Genomic DNA, 17,410 nt, shown 5'->3' with positions numbered 1-17,410 from the left:
GTCTGACCGTCACTCCAAAGGAACGTGTATTCTCCCACTCCCCCGCTCGGAGTCACCGTGGCCGATCCGTCTTCCCCTCCATTGCAGCTTACATCTGTGCCCTGCGCCTGGCAGCTCAAAGGAGAAGGCGTATCACATCCTATAGTTACCTTGCAGGTGGTTTTACACCCGGCCGAGTCTTTCACGGTGACCATATGGGTGCCCTGACCCAAATGAGTCGCGGTTTGGGTCGTCTCCCCATTATCCCAGAGATAGGTAAAGGGCGCCGTTCCCCCGCTCACCTCTACCGTGGCAAAACCATCCTGGCTAGTCGTGGAAGTGGCGTCTTGCTCCAGGGTTACGGAACACCCCAGGGGGGCTGGTTCCGCTATTGTCACTGAACAGGTGGTCCGGGTACCGTGGCAATCGGTTACGACTACCGTATAGGTGCCGGCGACAAGGCCTTCGACCTTGCCGTCTGTGTCGTCCATGCCGTTGCTCCATTCATAGGTGAAAGGGGCCTGACCCCCAATAATGGTCACTTCTGCCTTACCCGTGGCTTCCCCGGTGCAACAGACATCGGTGCCTTTTATGGAACATTCCAGTTCGCAGTCTTCCTCAACGGGAAGCGGGCCGGCAGAAAGCGTTAGGGACAAAAAAGTAAAGAATACCCAAAACAGGGATTTTCCAGGTGTAATTTTTTGCATGTGCATTCGGTTTGGTGGTTAATAACCGTGCACAAGCAGGCGGCGGTAAAGGCTGGATATGGGGCGAATCCCTGCTGTGGACCTGACAAAAGTTCCTCACAGGGATCACAAAAATGAAATTTTATGTTAAAAGGCGCGGGTAAAATTTGTTGTGCTCAGGGGATTTATCGATAAAAAACATGTACGGGTCATTCTTGTAAACCTCTTCTGACATTAGGTATAAGAATCTAATTTATAGCGCTATCCGAATTTTACAGAAAGAAATTTCGTTTCCTGCCCCGGGGTTTGCATGACCAGGTTTCATGCCTATTTGGGGCCCGGATACTACTTCCCGGGCATTCGCACCCGATCTCGCGTATGGCCTGCCCAGGCCAAATTTCAGAAGTCCTGCCCATTAGGCTCCCCCAACCGGGAAGGGCCTGCCAAAATACCCGTGAAGTCGCGACAAGGGCAGGCCGTAAACGTCGCTACAATCCTTCCGAAGGGGAAAACCCCTGGAAACTTTCTCCCAATTCCCGTATTTTAGTCCCCCCGGCCAATCGGGAAGGAGCGCCCGGGGTTTACGCCTGCAATACTTTTAATCGTTATGGACCTGAAAAACAACCTGCGGACCGAAACGGGATGGGAAGTCATCGAAAAATCCTTTGACCCTGCCCAGGTGGTAACCACGGGCAGCAACTTCATGATCGGGAACGGATACCTGGGTTACCGGGGCACCTTCGAAGACTGGGGGCCTGACGAATATGTGGCCTGCATTGTCACAGACACCTGGGACCAGGCGGAAGGAAGCTCCATGAGCGAGTTGTGCAATGTGCCCAATGGGCTTTATACCGCCCTCCGGGTCGATGGGGAGCCCTGTTCCCTGAACCCCGCATCCATAAGGGACTACCGCCACCAGCTGGACCTTCGTTATGGGGTGAATACCCGGAGCGTGGTCTGGGAAGGGCAAAACGGGCAAAAAATCGCATGGGAAAGCCGAAAATTCGCCAGTTCCCACAACCCGCACCTCCTGGTCCAGCGATACCGCTTCAAGGCCCTTGCCAATGGGGTGGTGGAATTGAAAACCGGGATTTCGGGAGACGTCTGGAGCCTTGGGGGAGAGCATTTCAGCCAGTGCATCCCCCTGGAATTTGCCAACGGGCTGTTGGCCCTATCGCTGGAAACCCGGGAAACGGGGATTTCGATTGCCGTGGTGGAAGGCATCCGCCTGGAAGGGAAAACCCCGGAAAAGGTGTGGACCTCCACTGAAGGCAAAAGCATTTTCAGGATCTTCCGCTTTCGGATGGAAGCCGGGGAAGATGTGGTTTTTGAAAAAGTGGTGGGTATAACCCACAGCAATGAGGTGGAAGAACCCCTGAGAAGCGCACGGGAGGAGGTATCGGATGCCCTTGATCAGGGATACGAAGCCCTCTGGACTGCCCACAGCAAGCCCTGGGAGGCCTTTTGGGACGGGGCTGACCTCCAGATCGAAGGGGACCCGGAAGCCCAGGTGCTGGCCCGCTTCAACCTGTACCAGTCCTATATCGCCACCCCTACGCACGCGAACCTGCCCGTCGGGGCCCGGGGGCTTTCCTGCCAGGTGTACCAGGGGGCAGCCTTCTGGGACCAGGAGACCTATAACCTGCCCATGTTTGCCTTTACCCACCAGGAGATCGCCCACCGCCTGGTGGCCTACCGGTATGACACCCTCGACGGGGCCCGCCGAAAAGCCCGAAAATTGGGGTATTATGGCGCATTCTATGCCTGGACCAGCGGGAAAACCGGGGATGAGCTTTTCCCGGATTTTTTCTTTACCGATGTGCTGACGGGCCGCCCCATCCGAAACCATTTCAACTGCTGGCAGATCCATATCTCCCCCGATGTGGTGTACGGGATCTGGCTGTACTACCAGGCCAGTGGTAACTGGGAGTTTATGCTGGAACAGGGGGCTGAGGTCCTTTTTGAGGTAGCCCAGTTCCTGGTCTCCCGCGTGCATTTCAAAATGGACAAAAACCGGTATGAAATCCTCCGGGTTTTGGGGCCCGACGAGTACCACGAAAATGTGGACAACAACGCCTACACCAATTACCTTTCGCAGTTTTCCCTGGTGAAGGCCTGCCAGGTATTCGACCGCATGAAGGAGGAACACCCGGGACGGCTCGCTGCCCTGCTCGAAAAAACCGGCATCCCCGCCCGGGCCCGGGAAGACTGGAATGATATTGCGGACCGCCTCTACCTGCCTGCCCCCGACCCTGAAACCGGGGTCATAGAGCAATTCGACGGGTATTTTGGCCTGGAGGATATCAGGCCCGATGCGCTGCGCAAACGCCTGATCGACCCCGGGGAATACTGGGGTTGGCCCAATGGGATCGCCGTACATACCCAGGTGCTTAAGCAGGCGGATGTGATCCAGTTGCTGGCCATGCTCGATGGATTCCCGAAAGAGGTCCTCACGGCCAATTACGAATATTACGAACCCCGGACGGAACACGGCTCATCCCTGAGCCCCAGCGTCCATGCCCTGGTGGCCTGCAAGGCCGGACACCACGAGGAAGCTTACCGGTATTTCCTGGAATCGGCCACCATTGACCTTTACAATGCCAGCAAGAAGGTAATGAGCGGGGGGTCCTTCCTGGGGGGTATCCATACGGCCGCAGCCGGAGGGGTATGGATAATTATCGTCCGGGGCTTTGCCGGGTTCGAACTTACGGATGCCGGGGTAGCCTTTTCACCCGCGCTTCCCGCCCATTGGAAAACCCTTCGCTTCGCACTGAAGGTGCGCGGGTGCCGGCTCGAAGTGGTCCTTTCCCCAAACGGCATCAGGGTGCATGGGGCACCGGAGAACCCGGGAAAAATCCATATACGCCTGCCCGGTGCACAGGCCTGGGTGGGGCCTGGCGAAACCCTGGGGGTTTAGGGGCCCTGAACGCACCCGTAAAGGTGCCACCGGCTGGTTTTTTGTACTTTTAAAGGAAAATCCTGAGCGTTGTATACGGTTGTCGACATCGAAACCACCGGGAACGGGATCCACGGGAACCGGATTACCGAGATTGCCCTTTTCAACCTGGACGGGGACACTATTACGGATTCCTTCAGCAGCCTGGTGAACCCGCAGTGCGCGATCCCGCCCTTTATCACGGGCCTTACAGGAATCACCACCGCCATGGTGCGGCAGGCCCCCCTTTTTTCTGAACTCGCCCCAAGGATCGCTGCCATGACGGAAGGCAGGGTTTTTATCGCGCATTCTGTCAACTTCGATTACCCCATCGTGCAACAGGAGTTCCGCCGGGCCGGTATCCCCTTCGATCGCAAAAAGCTCTGCACGGTCCGCTTATCGCGCAAGGTATTCCCGGGGCTGGCGTCTTACAGCCTGGGCAAACTGTGCAGCAGCCTGGGCATCCCCCTGGAAAACCGGCACCGGGCGGAAGGAGACGCCCGTGCCACCGCCTTGTTGTTGCGCAAAATCCTGGCCCTGCCCCAGGGGCCGGAAACCATTGGGAGGTTCCTCAATGCCCGTTCCCGGGAGGCCACCCTTCCCCCCCACCTGCCCAGGGAATCGTTCGAAAGGCTCCCGGAAGCACCCGGCGTGTATTATTTCCGGGGCCATGCCGGGGACATCCTCTATGTGGGAAAGGCCATAAACCTTAAAAAAAGGGTGCTCGGGCATTTCTACGATACCTCCGAGCGGGAGATGCGCCTGTGCCGGGAAACTGCCGGCATCGATTTTGAGCACTCAGGCTCGGAACTCCTCGCCCTGCTCATGGAATCAGCAGCGATTAAAAAGCACTACCCGGCCTTCAACCGCGCCCAGAAGGGCGGCCGGCCTTCTTTCGGGCTTTTTGCCTACACCGACCAGGCCGGGGTCAGGAACCTGGCTATCAACCGCGTCCGAAAAGGACAGCAGGCCCTGAAGGTTTTCTATAGCCAGGCCGATGCCCGGCTTTTCCTGGAGCAGCTTTGCGCCGAATACCGCCTGTGTGCCCGGTACTGCCACCTGCAACCCGGGGCCTCCCACTGCGGGCATTTCCGGGTGCCATCCTGCGACGGGGTCTGTCGCGGCCTGGAAACGCCGGCTGGGTATAACCTGAAGGTGGGGCAGGCCCTGGACGCCCTAAATCGAAGTGCTGCGGGCCATGTACTGATCAGGGAAAGGGGGCGAAGCCCGGATGAACAGGCCCTGGTCTGGATCGAAAACGGAACGTACCGGGGGTTTGGCTTCCTCCCTGCGGAGGCCAGCCTGCAAGGCCCGGAAGATTTGGAAGCAGCCATCAACCCGCAACACGCCTATCCGGATACCGCGCGCATCCTGCAGGCGTACCTCTTGAAAAACCCCGACAGGTACACGGAGATCCCTGTGGCAGAAGGCAGGGATTACGCTTGAGGATAAAGGGGTATCCCCCCTTATTCCTTCTCGTTCATTTTATGGTACATCCGTAGCATAAACAGCAACCAGAAGAGGAAAATGGCGCCCACGAAGATAGAGTAGATAAGGACGAAATCCATGCTACTTTCGGTATTTCAGGAAATTCATAAACCCAAGGATGGTAGGGGCCCAAAGGCCGATAAAAATCGCCTCCAGCTTTTCCCCCTGCAAAAAGCGCATCTCCGAGACCACGATGATGGAAAAAACCACCAGCAGTAGCAATACGTTCATCCAACCAAAACGATTCAAAAAACTTTTAAGCATATCCGGTATCGATTAGGATAAATGTAGGAATAAAAAGGTGATATTGCATGCCCTCGTAAAGGTTTTGGAGCCCCTACCCTGCAATGGGCAGGCCAGGCCACTGGCCACAGGCCGGTGCTTTAGCCTGCAATGGCCGGGCTTTATTTCGATTGGGATTCGCCCTCCAGGAAACCCTGGGCGCGCATCCAGTCATCGTTAAAGATTTTGCCGACATACCGGCTTCCATGGTCGTGGAAGAGGACCACCACCACATCGTCGGGACCGAAGTGCGGGGCCAGTTGCAACACCCCTTTTATGGCGGCCCCGGCCGAATTGCCCAGGAACATGCCCTCCTCCCGGGCCAGGCGGCGCGTGTAGAGGGCCGCATCCCGGTCGGTTACTTTGGTAAACCCGTCGATAATCCCGAAATCCACGTTGGCCGGGAGGATGTCCTCCCCAATCCCTTCCGTGAGATAGGGGTAGATTTCGTTTTCATCAAAAATGCCGGTTTCATGGTACTTTTTAAAGACGGAACCATAGGTGTCCACGCCCCAAACCTTTATCGCCGGGTTTTTCGATTTCAGGTACCGGCCTACCCCTGAAATGGTTCCCCCGGTACCCACCCCCACCACGAAATGCGTGACCTTGCCGTCAGTCTGCTCCCAGATCTCGGGGCCGGTACTTTCAAAATGGGCCTGGGTATTGGCCGGGTTATCGTATTGGTTCACATACCAGGCCCCCGGGATTTCAGAGGCAAGGCGCCGCGCGGTGGAATAATAGCTGCGGGGGTCGTCCGGGGCCACGTCGGTAGGGCAAACGTGTACCTGGCAGCCCATGGCCCTTAGGATATCCATTTTTTCTTTGGATTGCTTGTCGCTGATCACGCAGATCATGTGATATCCTTTTATGATCGCCACAAGGGCCAGGCCCATGCCCGTATTCCCCGAAGTCCCCTCCACGATAGTCCCCCCGGGCCTGAGGACCCCGCGGGCTTCCGCATCTTCCACCATTTTGAGGGCCATGCGGTCCTTAACGGAATTTCCGGGGTTAAAAGTCTCGTATTTAGCCAGGACCAGACAGGGCAGGCCCTGGGTGATCCGGTTGATTTTCACCAGGGGGGTGTTCCCTATGGTCTCCAGGATGTTTGAGGCGTATTCCATGACGGCCCAAAGATACAAATGCCCCGGTGATATCCGGCAGTCCCTACTCGAAACGGATCGCCCGCACCGGGCTAATCCGGGTGATGATCCATGACGGGATGAGCAACATGGCCAGGCAAAGCCCCAGCACCCCCAGGTTTAGGGCGAGCAGGGTCGGAAGGTCCATATATACCGGGATATAGTCCATGTAGTACTCTTCCGGGTTAGGGAATTTAAAGATCCGGTATTTCCATTGTAGGGCGAGCAGTCCAAGCCCCAGGGCATTTCCCCAAAGCAGCCCAAGGCCGATCAGATAGGCCGCATTATACAGGAACACCTTGCGGATGCTCCAGTCTCGGGCCCCCAGGGCTTTCAGGATTCCGATCATGGGGGTGCGCTCCAAAATGAGCACCAGAAGGGCCGTAATCATGTTGATGCCCCCCACCAAAATCATGATCCCGATAATCAGGGCAATGTTGAAATCAAAAAGGCCGATCCATTCAAAAATCTGGTAATATTTGTTTTGGATGGTCTGGGTATCGAGGGTGGAAAGGGTCTTGCCGTAGATCTGATCGCCTTTAACCCCAATCTGGTCAAAATCATCCAGGAAGACCTCGAAATTGCCAACCTGGTCGGCTTCCCAGTTGTTCATCCGCTGGATGTGGCGCAGGTCCGTAAAAATATAGGTGGCATCAAATTCCTCGAACCCGCTGTCGTAGATTCCCACCACCCTGAATCGCCGTTGGTTTGGCATGCGGGAAGGGTCTTCGTCCTTCAGGAAAAAGCAATTGTATACACTGTCGACCCCCAGGCCCAACCGGTCGGCCATGTGCCTGGAAACGAGGGTTTCGGTGTTGAGTTCTCCCCGGTAGTCCGGGAGGCGGCCAGCCACCAGGAACTCCTCAAAGGCGTCCCAGTCATAATCGGGGCCCACGCCTTTGGCGATAAACCCTTCAAAAGTGTCTTCCGTGCGGATGATCCCCGCCTTGGTAGCCACCGCCTGGATATGGCGCACCCCCTCCACGAGTTTGAATTCCGGGTAGAATTCCTGCTTTGTGCTCACCGGGATCACCGACACCTCCGAAAGGTTGTTGTCGTAGTTATAGATCTGGATGTGGCCATTAAAGGCGGCCACTTTTTCCCTGATCTTATAACGGAGCCCCACCCCCGTGGCCAGGGCCACCAGCATCATCAGCAACCCCAGGGCAATAGCCGCAATGGCTATTTTAATTATCGGCGCGGAAATGCTACTTTTATGCTCCCTGCTCCCAATCAACCGCCTGGCGATGTACCACTCAAAATTCAACGTATGTCTGCGTTAGCTGCCCTCAAAAATACGGTATTTGTACTTGTGGTCTGCCTGCTGGCCTGCAGAAGTTCCTCCGAAGGTAACAGCCCTTCCCGCACCGGGGTGGACCACGCCCCCGCTACCCCCTTGCGGATAGCCGCCAACCGCACCGAAATCTATTTCCCCCTCCTGGAAGGGAAGGACTTTGCCCTGGTTGCAAACCAGACCTCGGTGGTTTTTACCCCTGAGAGAGCCGGGGGCGGATGGGTACACCTTGCCGACAGCCTTCTGGGTGCGGGCCTTTCCCTTAAAAAAGTGTTCGCCCCCGAACACGGGTTCCGGGGGTTGGCCGATGCCGGGGAAAAGGTACAGGACGGCCGGGACCCTGCTACCGGCCTGCCGGTGATCTCCCTGTACGGAAAATATCGAAAACCCGGGGCCGACCAACTGGGTGGCCTTGATCTGGTAGTTTTCGACATCCAGGACGTGGGGGTCCGGTTCTACACCTATATCGCCACCCTGCAACTGGTCATGGAAGCCTGTGCGGAAGCCGGCATCCCCGTGCTGGTACTCGACCGGCCGAATCCGAATGCCCACTATGTGGACGGGCCCGTCATGGAGCCGGAACACCGCAGTTTTCTGGGGATGACGGAAATACCCCTGGTCTACGGCATGACTATGGGGGAATACGCGCGGATGATCAATGAAGAAGGATGGCTGGAAGGCGGCCTCAAGGCAGACCTGACCGTGGTCCCCCTGCTGGGGTATGACCGGGAAGTGCCTTATGAACTCCCCATCGCCCCTTCGCCCAACCTGCCCAATACCCATGCGGCGCGGTGGTATCCCAGCCTCGGCCTTTTCGAGGGGACCCACATCAATGCCGGCCGGGGTACCCGCCGGCAGTTTCAGAGTTTCGGGGCCCCCTTTTTGCTACCCCAACATTTTGACTACACCTATATCCCTGAACCCATGCCCGGGGCTTCCCAGCCCAAACACCAGGGACAAACCTGTTACGGAAGGGACCTCAGCGGGGTTACACCCCCTGATGCCGTAGATCTGCAGTGGTTGCTCGAGGCTTATGCATACCGGGAAAAAGGATCCGAATTCTTCAACCCGGGCGGGTTTACGCGCCATGCGGGCACGGCAGCACTTCAGAAACAGATCGAAGCCGGTTGGGACGCCGATCAAATAAGGGCCGGATGGCAGGAAGGCCTGGAAGCCTTTAAAAATATCCGCAAAGGGTACCTCCTTTACGACTGAGGCGGGGGCCCCTGGGTAGTGGGCTTGCGGTACTTGTGGAAGGGCTGCCTGAGGAGGCCCTGAAGGCTGGCATTCTCTTCCCGGTCGGGGAAGGTGTCGACCCCATAGACAATCGCTTCCCGGTCGAGTTCCAGATAGGTCCCAAACAGGCGATCCCAGATCGAAAAAATATTCCCGTAGTTAGAATCCGTGTAGGGCAGCATGTAATGGTGGTGCACCTTATGCATATCGGGCGACACCAGGACCCAGCTCAGGGCCCGGTCCACCTTTCGGGGCAACCGGATATTGGCGTGGGTGAACTGGGTCGACAGGAGGGATAGGGACTGGTAAAGCATGACAATGCCGATTGGGGTCCCGACCAAAAACACCCCCATAAGGGTAAAGAAAAAGCGCACCAGGCTTTCGAAAGGATGGTGGCGGTTGGCCGTGGTGGTATCTACTTCATGGTCGGTGTGGTGGACGAGATGGACCATCCACAGGGGCTTTACCTTGTGCTCCACAAAATGGGCCAGATAGGCCCCGAAAAAATCCAGCAACAGGACCCCCAGCAGCACGTAAGCCCAAAGGGGCATCTCCGGGAGCCAGTTGATCACCCCGAAATCATTGTCGCGTACCCAGTCGCTAGTGCGCAACAGCAGGAAGGCCAGGGAGAAATTGATCACAATGGTGGTGAGGGTAAAGAAAAAGTTGGGCAGGGCATGGCGCCATTTCCGATAGGTGAACCGAAACAGGGGGACCGCCCCCTCCAGGATCCAGAAAAAAGTGATCCCCAGCACCAACAGGAGGCTCCGGTGGGCAGAGGGAATGTTCTCAAAATAGGCTACCAGGTTTTCCATAGTTTCAAAAATATCAATTTTGGGTAGGATGTCCTAAGGCTTTATCGATACTCCGGCAGGCGCCGCTTCATTTCCTCCACGATCCGGAAGGCCGCCGGGCAAATGGCGGTATTTTTCAGGGTCAACGCATGGATTTGGTGGAATTTCCGCCGGTTGGTATGTGGGTATTCCCTGCAGGCTTTCGGCCGGGATTCATAGATATGGCAATAATTATCATGGCCCAGGAAAGGGCAGGGAAGCGTCTGCAGCACCCAATCGCCCTCCTCGTCGAACCTCAGGTAGGCCTCCGTGAATTCCTGGGGTTTCATCCGCAGGTGGCGCGCGATGCGGCGGATGTCTGCCTCCGTGAAAAGGGGGCCCGTGGTCCTGCAGCAGTTCGCACATTGCAGGCAGTCGGTCCGTTCGAATTCCTCCCGGTGCAGGACCTCCATAAGGGTATCGAGGTCCCGGGGGGGCTTTTTGCGGAGCTTGAGGAAAAAGGCCCGGTTCTCGGGGTGCTTTTGAGCCGCCTGCTGCGGGAGTTTCTCCAGGTTTTCAGACATATGCGCCAGGGGTTTGCGTATCTTTGCCCTGCATCCACTTAATGGGGGCCGAATCAAAAATACAACCCATGGACCTTTTGGGAAAGGCTTTGATGGATTATTACCGGGGGCAAGCCCCTGAAGCCCTTTGGAGCCATGGTTCCCTAGGGGATGATGAAGAGGTGCCCGTATCGTATTTTTTCCGCGGACACCCCCAGATGCCACCCCTGGAACAAAAGGCGCTGGAACACTGCCGGGGCAAAGTGCTCGATATCGGCTGCGGGGCGGGGAGCCACAGCCTGTACCTCCAGGAGCAGGGCCTTGCGTGCCTCGGCCTGGACCACAGCCCCCTGGCCATTGATGTAGCGCGCCAGAGGGGGGTACATGAAACGGCCTGTGAAAATATCCTGGATTTCAGGGTAGGGGATTTTGACACCCTGTTGTTATTGATGAACGGGATCGGGATTGCGGGCGACCTGGCAGGCCTTCGGGCCCTGCTGAAACACCTGGCCGGGTTGCTGAGGCCTGGCGGGCAGATCCTGCTCGACTCCACCGACATCATTTATATGTTTGAAGCAGATGAGGATGGTGGGGTCTGGGTCCCCGGGAGCGTTTCCTATTACGGGGAAGTGACCTACCGGTGGTCGTACGGGAAACAAGAGGGGGAATCGTTCCCCTGGCTTTTCGTGGATTTCCGGACACTGGAAGAAGAAGCGGCCCTTGCGGGCCTGGAGGCAGAACTCCTGGAAACCGGAGCCCATTTCGATTATTTGGCCCGCCTGAGTCGACCGGCATACGAGAACAGGGCGTGAGGCGTTTATAAATTTAAGGAAAATGAAAAGCATTCGTAATTACTTCCATCTTTGGGCTGTGCTGTTCTGGGCACTTACCCTGACCAACTGCGCAAAGGATTCGGGAACCGACCCTGATACTCCCGATCCAATAGACCGGTCTGCAAACCTGCTGAGCGCGGGTAGCAGTGGTACGGATATCCTGACCAATGAAAACTTCGACCGGATTCAAATTGAAATAGCGTATGTGGAAGGGTTCCGGCCCACCACCACGGCAATGGACAACCTCCGGACCTTCCTGCTGGAGCGCACTTTTAAGGAAGATATCACCTTCATCTACCGCTCCCTGCCCTCCCCCGGGGAGCAAACCCTGACGCTACAGGAAATCGCCACCCTGGAAGCGGAAAACCGCACCCTGTATAACGACGGGCGGACCCTGGCATTCTATATCTATTTTGCCGACGCCCCTTCAGACGGGGACGACCCGGTGGAAGGCCTGGTTACCCTCGGGGCGGTTTACCGGAACACTTCTATGGTGATCCATGAAAGCACTTTGCGCACCCTGGCTTCGCGAAGTGTGGTGATCACCCTGTCGGATGTGGAAACCACCACCATGACCCATGAATTCGGACACCTTTTTGGGTTGGTCGACCTGGGTACCCCTGAGGTCAACCCGCATGAAGACAACTCTTTTCCCAACCATTGTAACGTTGAGGACTGCCTGATGCGGGCCGAACTGGAATTCGGTTCCGGATACCGGGCAATCATGGAAAAACGCAGCGCGAAAGGGCTGGAAAGCCTTCCGTCCCTGGACGCAGAATGCCTGAGGGACTTGCAGGCCATCGGGGGTCGGTAAACCCGGTTCCCCTTTTCGCGGAAATTTTAAGGGATGTTGAGGTACTTGTGGGTCTGCAGGGAAACCCGCCATTTCGGGTGGGCCATCACGTAGTCCACGATAAAGGGGGTCACCTTCTCCCGCACACTCCACTCCGGTTGCAGGTAGAGCAGACATCCGGGCCTGACCCGGGCCGCCTGTTCCTCAGCAAATTTGAGGTCGTGCCGGTTGTAGACAATTACCTTGAGCTCATCGGCCCGCCCGTAAATATCCCCTACCGGGAGCTTGTTCTTCTTTGGGGAAAGGCAAACCCAGTCCCAGTGCCCGGTCATGGGGTAGGCCCCGGAGGTCTCGATATGGATTTTCATCCCCTTCTCCTTCAAAGCCTCAGTGAGCGGGCCCATGTCCCAGGTGAGGGGCTCCCCCCCGGTGACGACAATGGTATCGGAATGCCGGGCAGCTTCCTCCACGATCTCACCTATGGCTGTGGGCGGGTGGGTTTCCGCATCCCAGCTCTCCTTGACATCGCACCAATGGCACCCCACGTCGCAGCCCCCAACCCTGATAAAATAGGCCGCGGTGCCCTTATGGTAGCCTTCGCCCTGGATGGTATAAAACGCTTCCATCAGCGGAAGCATCAACCCCTTTTGAACGAGCTTCGGATCTGCTTTTACCTTCATGGGGCAAAGATAGGAAAGAAAGGGCCGCACACCACCCGGGGGGAAAGAAACGATGTACTTTAGTATTCGGGGGAATTCCGCTATTTTTACGACAAATCCGTGACCATGAGCCAGGAGGAAGCGTTTCGCGCCCATATCGAAAAGGGGTACGCATTCAAAGGGGATTCCATCGTGCTGGGAGCCGCCATGCTGGAAGGCAGGGCCCTTCCCGGGGCACTTGTGAAAGTCCCCCTGAAAACCCTCAACCGCCACGGCCTGATTGCCGGGGCAACCGGAACCGGCAAGACAAAATCGCTTCAGGTACTGGCCGAAAACCTGTCTGAAAAAGGAATCCCCGTAATGCTGATGGACCTGAAAGGGGACCTGAGCGGGCTGGCGCAACCGGGCCCCGGACATCCGAAAATTGACGAACGGCATTCCCAGATCGGGATTCCCTTCGAGCCCAAAAGTTTTCCGGTGGAAATCCTCAGCCTTTCCGAACAGGAAGGGGTGCGCCTCCGGGCCACGGTTTCCGAATTCGGCCCGGTGCTCCTTTCCAGGATCCTAGACCTTTCGGAAGCCCAGGAGGGCATCGTGGCCGTGGCCTTCAAATACTGCGATGACCATAAGCTACCCTTGCTGGACCTTAAGGATTTCAAAAAAGTCCTGCAATACGCCACGGGCGAGGGGAAAAAAGAATTCTCGGAAGCCTATGGACGAATTTCCACGGCTTCCACCGGCACCATCCTGCGAAAGATCATCGAACTGGAACAGCAGGGGGCCGAGCTCTTTTTCGGCGAAAAATCGTTCGATGTGGCCGACCTGACCCGCCTGGACCCGGAAGGGCGCGGGGTTATCAGCATCCTGCGCCTCACGGACCTGCAGGACCGGCCCAAGCTCTTCTCCACCTTCATGCTCAGCCTGCTGGCTGAAATCTACAGCAGCTTTCCCGAACAGGGCGATGCCGACCAGCCCGAACTGGTCCTCTTCATCGATGAAGCCCACCTGATTTTCAAGGAAGCCTCCCGGGCCCTCCTGGGCCAGATCGAGAGCATCGTGAAGCTTATCCGTTCCAAAGGGGTTGGGGTTTATTTTGTGACGCAGAACCCCACCGATATCCCCAATGAGGTCCTGGCCCAGTTGGGCCTGAAAATACAGCACGCCCTGCGGGCCTTTACCGCCCGCGACCGCAAGGCCATCAAACTGACTGCCGAGAATTACCCGGTATCGGAGTATTACGACACCGACGAGGTGTTGACCTCCCTCGGCATTGGGGAAGCCCTGGTGACCGTACTGGATGAAAAGGGACGCCCCACCCCCCTGGCGGCGACCCTGATGCGTGCCCCCATGAGCCGTATGGATATCCTTACGGAAGCGGAACTCGGGCAGCTGCTCCGGGCTTCCCGACTGGCCGGCAAGTACAACCAGGTTGTGGACCGGGAAAGCGCCTACGAAATCCTGGATGAAAAAATATCAAGGGCAGAAGCCGAGGCCGAAAAACAGGCCGAAAAGGAGCGTACACCGAAAAGCCGAAGTCGCTCCGGGGGTTACCAGCGGCAGGACCCATTGGTCAAAGTCCTCACCAGTGCAACCTTTATCCGCGGGGTGATGGGGATCCTCAACAAAGTAATGCGCAAATAACTCCCCGGTATCCCATAAATTCCTGTCAAGACCATGAAACAGAAACTGCTGTTGCTGATTGCCGCCACGCTGTTGCTCCAATGCAGCGGGGAAAAGGAAGAACATTTCCTGGTGGGCCCCGAGCGGGTGGGGAAACTGATGCGCACCCACAGGCTCTCCCAACTCGATAGCATCTACCGCTCCGATTCCCTGGTACGCGATACCACGCGGCTGAACCTGGGGATAAACGGCAAGATAGAAGTCTTCGAAAAAGGAGGCCGGCACCTGCTTACCCTCTCCCCCGGCGCCGACACCCTGAAGGGGGTGGAAAATATCCGGATCCGCGACCCCCGTTTCAAAACCCCGGAAGGCGTTGGCCTGCAATCAACTTTCGGCGATATAACGAAAGCCTATGAGATTCGAAAAGTCGTGAGTTCGCCCAGCAACGTGCTGATCTTGCTGAAAAACAGCCCGGTGTACTTCACTATTTCAAGGGAGGAACTGCCCGGGGCAATCCGGTACTCCAACCAGCCGATTGAAGCCATCCAGATCCCCGGGGAAGCCCGTATCAAGTACATGATGGTGGCCTGGGAGTAAGTGGCAGGCTTTACGATTTGGTAACACTGACCCGGAAGTAGTTTTATACTTTTCACCATATGGTTCTTAATAGAAAAGAAGCGGTCAGCAATACCGAGAATTCATGAAAACCGAAACCCTGATCACCAAACTGAAAGCCATCTATGATGAGATTCTCAGGCTTGAACCCCTTTCCGAAGCCATTTCAAAGACGGTTCACCCTGATTTCAGGCCCAGTTCCAGGAATCTTATCCGTTACCTGGTGCTCAGGGATCACGACCTTAGAAAGCTCCATGATCCGCTCTCAGACCTCGGGATTTCGTCCCTGCGTTCGGCCGAGGGATATGTGCTAACCAATTTGCACCGCGTACTTCACCTGCTGCACCTGCTGGAGAACAAACCCTGGCCCAAACGCAAGGAACCGAGCATCATCGGTTACGAGCACAGCAAATACCTGATACGGACGCACAGCAACCTGCTGTTCAACCGGCCACCAAGCTTCAACACCCACGAGGTCATGGTCACCATGCCGGAAGAGGCAGCGGACGATCTCCAGCTGATCGAAAAAATGGCCTCCAATGGGATGACCATTGCCCGGGTCAACCTCTCCCACGGCGAGGAAGGCATGTGGCTGGCCATGGTGGAGAACATCCGGGAAGCCTCCCGGAAGACGGGGAAGGACCTGAGGATCTACATGGACCTGGCCGGCCCGAAACTGCGTATCAACTTCCCTGAGGGCGTTAAATCCCTGCCGATCAGGGAAGGGGGAACCTTCGCCCTCCACAAAGCCCCGGTAGACCGCAATGCTTTTGATAAGGCCCGGGCCGCTGAAGACGGGCAGCTTCCGGTGCCTGTCCAATTGAGTATCCCCGGGGTCATCGATGCCCTGCAGCCCGGGGACCAGGTATTTCTCGACGATGGGATGATCCACGCTATCGTCACGGAATCCGGCGGGGAGACGGCCGTGGTGAAGATTGTGAAAACCTTTAAATCCCGGTTAAAACCCGACAAGGGGATGAACATCCCCGACACGGTACTCAAGCTACCCTCCCTTACCGACAGGGACCTCGAAACCCTGCCTTTCGTCGCCCGGCATGCAGACCTGCTGGGGTATTCCTTCGTCAACAGCGAGGCAGATGTCGCCAACTTGTACGAGCGCCTTGATTCCCTGGAGGAGGCCAAGCCGGGGGTGGTATTCAAAATCGAGAACCAAAATGCCTTCAACCGGCTGCCCATGATCCTGCTGGAGGGGATGAAGCACAACCGGATCGGCGTGATGATTGCCCGGGGGGACCTGGCCGTGGAAATCGGCTTCAACCGGATTTCAGAAGTGCAGAACGAGATCCTGTGGCTGTGCGAAGCGGCCCATGTGCCCGTCATCTGGGCGACCCAGGTCCTGGACACCCTGGCCAAAAAAGGGATTGCCACCCGGGCGGAAATCAGCGATGCGGCCCTTTCGGTCCGCTCGGAATGCGTGATGCTGAACAAAGGGCCTTATATCCTCGACGCCATTTCCGAATTGCGGACCATCCTCGGCCGCATGGAATCCCATTCCTCCAAAAACAGGAATGCCCTGAGGCCGCTGAGGATTGCCAGAAAAAACCTGGAATTCCTAGAGGGGACCCCCATGGCCGATTGAGCCACTTCGCGTATCTTGGGACCCCAAAAAAGCGAGATGAACGAATTCCGTGCCTTCCTGAAAACCCTTTTCGCGAAAGCCTATGGAACCTACTTTAACCTGGTGGCGCTGCTGAGCCCTGACAGGGCCGCAGCACTGGCCTTCCAGACCTTTGCCAAGGTGCGGAAAGGACGGGTGCAACCGATGCAAAAAGATTTCCTCGAAGGGGCGAAGCACAGCCTCGAAGCCGTATCAGGACACCAAATCCAAACCTACCAGTGGACGGGACCAGGGCCCCGGGTTCTGCTGATCCATGGATGGGAAAGCAACACCTTCCGGTGGAGGAACCTCATCGGCATCCTCAGGGAAGCCGGGTTCCACATCATAGCCTTTGACGCCCCCGCCCACGGGTATTCCACCGGAAAAATCCTGCATGTGCCCCTGTACGCGGAATGTGTGCAGCACATGGTGGAAACCTTTGAGCCCAGATACATCATCGGGCATTCCGTGGGGGGGATGACCGCCCTGTACCACGCCCACCGGCACCCTGAGAATTCCGTCGAGAAAATCGTAACCATCGGTTCCCCGGCGGAATTTGAGGAGATCGTGCTTTCCTACCAGAAAATGCTTGGGTTCAACAACCGGGTTTTACGGGCCTTTGACGCCCTGATCCATAAAGAATTCGGCTTCCATATGCATGAATTTGCCACCCCCCGTTTTGTGGAAGGGAATACCCGGAAAGGCTTGCTGCTCCACGACAAACTCGACCGCATAGCCCCCTTTCACGCTTCCCGGAAAGTCCACCAGGCCTGGAAGGACAGCCTGCTGGTCCCCACCGAAGGGTTGGGCCATTCGATGCACCAGGAGGAGGTGAACCGAAAAATCGTCGATTTCCTGAAAAGTTGAAGTTTCAGCTACACGGAGGTGCCCCCTAAT

The 17,410-nt window shown here is 56.8% G+C and carries 15 protein-coding genes and 1 pseudogene; 9 read left to right on the top strand and 7 right to left on the bottom strand.

Going from position 1 to position 17,410, the window contains the following annotated elements:
* A pseudogene (locus NG653_RS10590) lies at nt 1-686 on the bottom strand (SprB repeat-containing protein); the annotation flags it as partial.
* A 586-nt stretch (nt 687-1,272) separates the two neighbouring features.
* Here NG653_RS10590 and NG653_RS10585 point away from each other — a divergent pair.
* Nucleotides 1,273-3,582 carry a glycoside hydrolase family 65 protein gene (locus NG653_RS10585; RefSeq protein ID WP_252741675.1) on the top strand — a complete coding sequence of 770 codons (2,310 nt, stop codon included), beginning with the start codon at nt 1,273-1,275 and terminating at the stop codon, nt 3,580-3,582.
* A gap of 69 nt (nt 3,583-3,651) precedes the next feature.
* Nucleotides 3,652-5,046, top strand: a complete 1,395-nt coding sequence (locus NG653_RS10580) for an exonuclease domain-containing protein (RefSeq protein ID WP_252741674.1) — start codon at nt 3,652-3,654, stop codon at nt 5,044-5,046.
* A gap of 123 nt (nt 5,047-5,169) precedes the next feature.
* Here NG653_RS10580 and NG653_RS10575 read toward each other — a convergent pair whose 3' ends face one another.
* The 3 genes from NG653_RS10575 to NG653_RS10565 all read right to left on the bottom strand — a co-directional run bounded on the left by NG653_RS10575 (nt 5,170) and on the right by NG653_RS10565 (nt 7,776).
* Complete coding sequence (locus NG653_RS10575; protein WP_252741673.1) at nt 5,170-5,319, bottom strand: hypothetical protein; 150 nt, start codon at nt 5,317-5,319, stop codon at nt 5,170-5,172.
* A gap of 173 nt (nt 5,320-5,492) precedes the next feature.
* Nucleotides 5,493-6,491: a PLP-dependent cysteine synthase family protein gene (locus NG653_RS10570; protein ID WP_252741672.1), complete on the bottom strand. Its 999-nt coding sequence runs from the start codon at nt 6,489-6,491 to the stop codon at nt 5,493-5,495.
* 43 nt (nt 6,492-6,534) lie between these two features.
* Nucleotides 6,535-7,776: an ABC transporter permease gene (locus tag NG653_RS10565; protein WP_252741671.1), complete on the bottom strand. Its 1,242-nt coding sequence runs from the start codon at nt 7,774-7,776 to the stop codon at nt 6,535-6,537.
* 3 nt (nt 7,777-7,779) lie between these two features.
* On the opposite strand from NG653_RS10565, the gene NG653_RS10560 reads away from it, so the two are divergent.
* Nucleotides 7,780-9,018, top strand: coding sequence for an exo-beta-N-acetylmuramidase NamZ family protein (locus NG653_RS10560; RefSeq protein ID WP_252741670.1), 1,239 nt, complete (start codon nt 7,780-7,782; stop codon nt 9,016-9,018).
* On the opposite strand, the gene NG653_RS10555 is transcribed toward NG653_RS10560, so the two are convergent.
* Together NG653_RS10555 and NG653_RS10550 are read right to left on the bottom strand one after the other, a co-directional pair.
* Nucleotides 9,009-9,854, bottom strand: a complete 846-nt coding sequence (locus tag NG653_RS10555) for a sterol desaturase family protein (RefSeq protein WP_252741669.1) — start codon at nt 9,852-9,854, stop codon at nt 9,009-9,011. The genes NG653_RS10560 and NG653_RS10555 overlap by 10 nt on opposite strands.
* Nucleotides 9,855-9,895: 41 nt before the next feature.
* Nucleotides 9,896-10,396 carry a YkgJ family cysteine cluster protein gene (locus NG653_RS10550; RefSeq protein ID WP_252741668.1) on the bottom strand — a complete coding sequence of 167 codons (501 nt, stop codon included), beginning with the start codon at nt 10,394-10,396 and terminating at the stop codon, nt 9,896-9,898.
* 68 nt (nt 10,397-10,464) lie between these two features.
* Here NG653_RS10550 and NG653_RS10545 point away from each other — a divergent pair, with 68 nt between their 5' ends.
* Entirely contained in the window at nt 10,465-11,187 is a 723-nt protein-coding gene (locus NG653_RS10545; protein WP_252741667.1) for a class I SAM-dependent methyltransferase, read from the top strand.
* Nucleotides 11,188-11,209: 22 nt separating this feature from the next.
* On the top strand, nt 11,210-12,022 hold the full coding sequence (locus tag NG653_RS10540; RefSeq protein WP_252741666.1) for a hypothetical protein: 813 nt from the start codon (nt 11,210-11,212) through the stop codon (nt 12,020-12,022).
* Nucleotides 12,023-12,048: 26 nt separating this feature from the next.
* Here the strand turns inward: NG653_RS10540 and NG653_RS10535 are convergent, their stop codons facing one another.
* Nucleotides 12,049-12,681 (bottom strand): 7-carboxy-7-deazaguanine synthase QueE, encoded by a 633-nt coding sequence (locus NG653_RS10535; RefSeq protein ID WP_252741665.1) that lies wholly within the window; start codon nt 12,679-12,681, stop codon nt 12,049-12,051.
* 105 nt (nt 12,682-12,786) lie between these two features.
* Here NG653_RS10535 and NG653_RS10530 point away from each other — a divergent pair, with 105 nt between their 5' ends.
* The 4 genes from NG653_RS10530 to NG653_RS10515 all read left to right on the top strand — a co-directional run bounded on the left by NG653_RS10530 (nt 12,787) and on the right by NG653_RS10515 (nt 17,380).
* Entirely contained in the window at nt 12,787-14,301 is a 1,515-nt protein-coding gene (locus NG653_RS10530) for a helicase HerA-like domain-containing protein (protein WP_252741664.1), read from the top strand.
* 33 nt (nt 14,302-14,334) lie between these two features.
* The gene (locus NG653_RS10525; protein WP_252741663.1) at nt 14,335-14,877 is read left to right on the top strand and encodes a hypothetical protein; all 543 of its coding nucleotides are present in this window, start codon (nt 14,335-14,337) and stop codon (nt 14,875-14,877) included.
* 103 nt (nt 14,878-14,980) lie between these two features.
* Entirely contained in the window at nt 14,981-16,495 is a 1,515-nt protein-coding gene (locus NG653_RS10520) for a pyruvate kinase (RefSeq protein ID WP_252741662.1), read from the top strand.
* A gap of 36 nt (nt 16,496-16,531) precedes the next feature.
* Nucleotides 16,532-17,380: an alpha/beta fold hydrolase gene (locus NG653_RS10515; RefSeq protein WP_252741661.1), complete on the top strand. Its 849-nt coding sequence runs from the start codon at nt 16,532-16,534 to the stop codon at nt 17,378-17,380.
* Nucleotides 17,381-17,410: the final 30 nt, after the last annotated feature.

Source organism: Robiginitalea marina (assembly GCF_024006985.1).
GTDB lineage: Bacteria > Bacteroidota > Bacteroidia > Flavobacteriales > Flavobacteriaceae > Robiginitalea > Robiginitalea marina.
The sequence above is the reverse complement of the archived record's forward strand: the minus strand, read 5'-3'. Positions and strand labels throughout refer to the sequence as shown.

Coding starts and splice junctions, on each gene's coding strand:
- NG653_RS10585 (WP_252741675.1), top strand. CDS start 1,273: ATGGACCTGAAAAACAACCTGCGGACCGAAACGGGATGGGAAGTCATC.
- NG653_RS10575 (WP_252741673.1), bottom strand. CDS start 5,319: ATGAACGTATTGCTACTGCTGGTGGTTTTTTCCATCATCGTGGTCTCG.
- NG653_RS10570 (WP_252741672.1), bottom strand. CDS start 6,491: ATGGAATACGCCTCAAACATCCTGGAGACCATAGGGAACACCCCCCTG.
- NG653_RS10560 (WP_252741670.1), top strand. CDS start 7,780: ATGTCTGCGTTAGCTGCCCTCAAAAATACGGTATTTGTACTTGTGGTC.
- NG653_RS10555 (WP_252741669.1), bottom strand. CDS start 9,854: ATGGAAAACCTGGTAGCCTATTTTGAGAACATTCCCTCTGCCCACCGG.
- NG653_RS10550 (WP_252741668.1), bottom strand. CDS start 10,396: ATGTCTGAAAACCTGGAGAAACTCCCGCAGCAGGCGGCTCAAAAGCAC.
- NG653_RS10545 (WP_252741667.1), top strand. CDS start 10,465: ATGGACCTTTTGGGAAAGGCTTTGATGGATTATTACCGGGGGCAAGCC.
- NG653_RS10540 (WP_252741666.1), top strand. CDS start 11,210: ATGAAAAGCATTCGTAATTACTTCCATCTTTGGGCTGTGCTGTTCTGG.
- NG653_RS10535 (WP_252741665.1), bottom strand. CDS start 12,681: ATGAAGGTAAAAGCAGATCCGAAGCTCGTTCAAAAGGGGTTGATGCTT.
- NG653_RS10530 (WP_252741664.1), top strand. CDS start 12,787: ATGAGCCAGGAGGAAGCGTTTCGCGCCCATATCGAAAAGGGGTACGCA.
- NG653_RS10525 (WP_252741663.1), top strand. CDS start 14,335: ATGAAACAGAAACTGCTGTTGCTGATTGCCGCCACGCTGTTGCTCCAA.
- NG653_RS10520 (WP_252741662.1), top strand. CDS start 14,981: ATGAAAACCGAAACCCTGATCACCAAACTGAAAGCCATCTATGATGAG.
- NG653_RS10515 (WP_252741661.1), top strand. CDS start 16,532: ATGAACGAATTCCGTGCCTTCCTGAAAACCCTTTTCGCGAAAGCCTAT.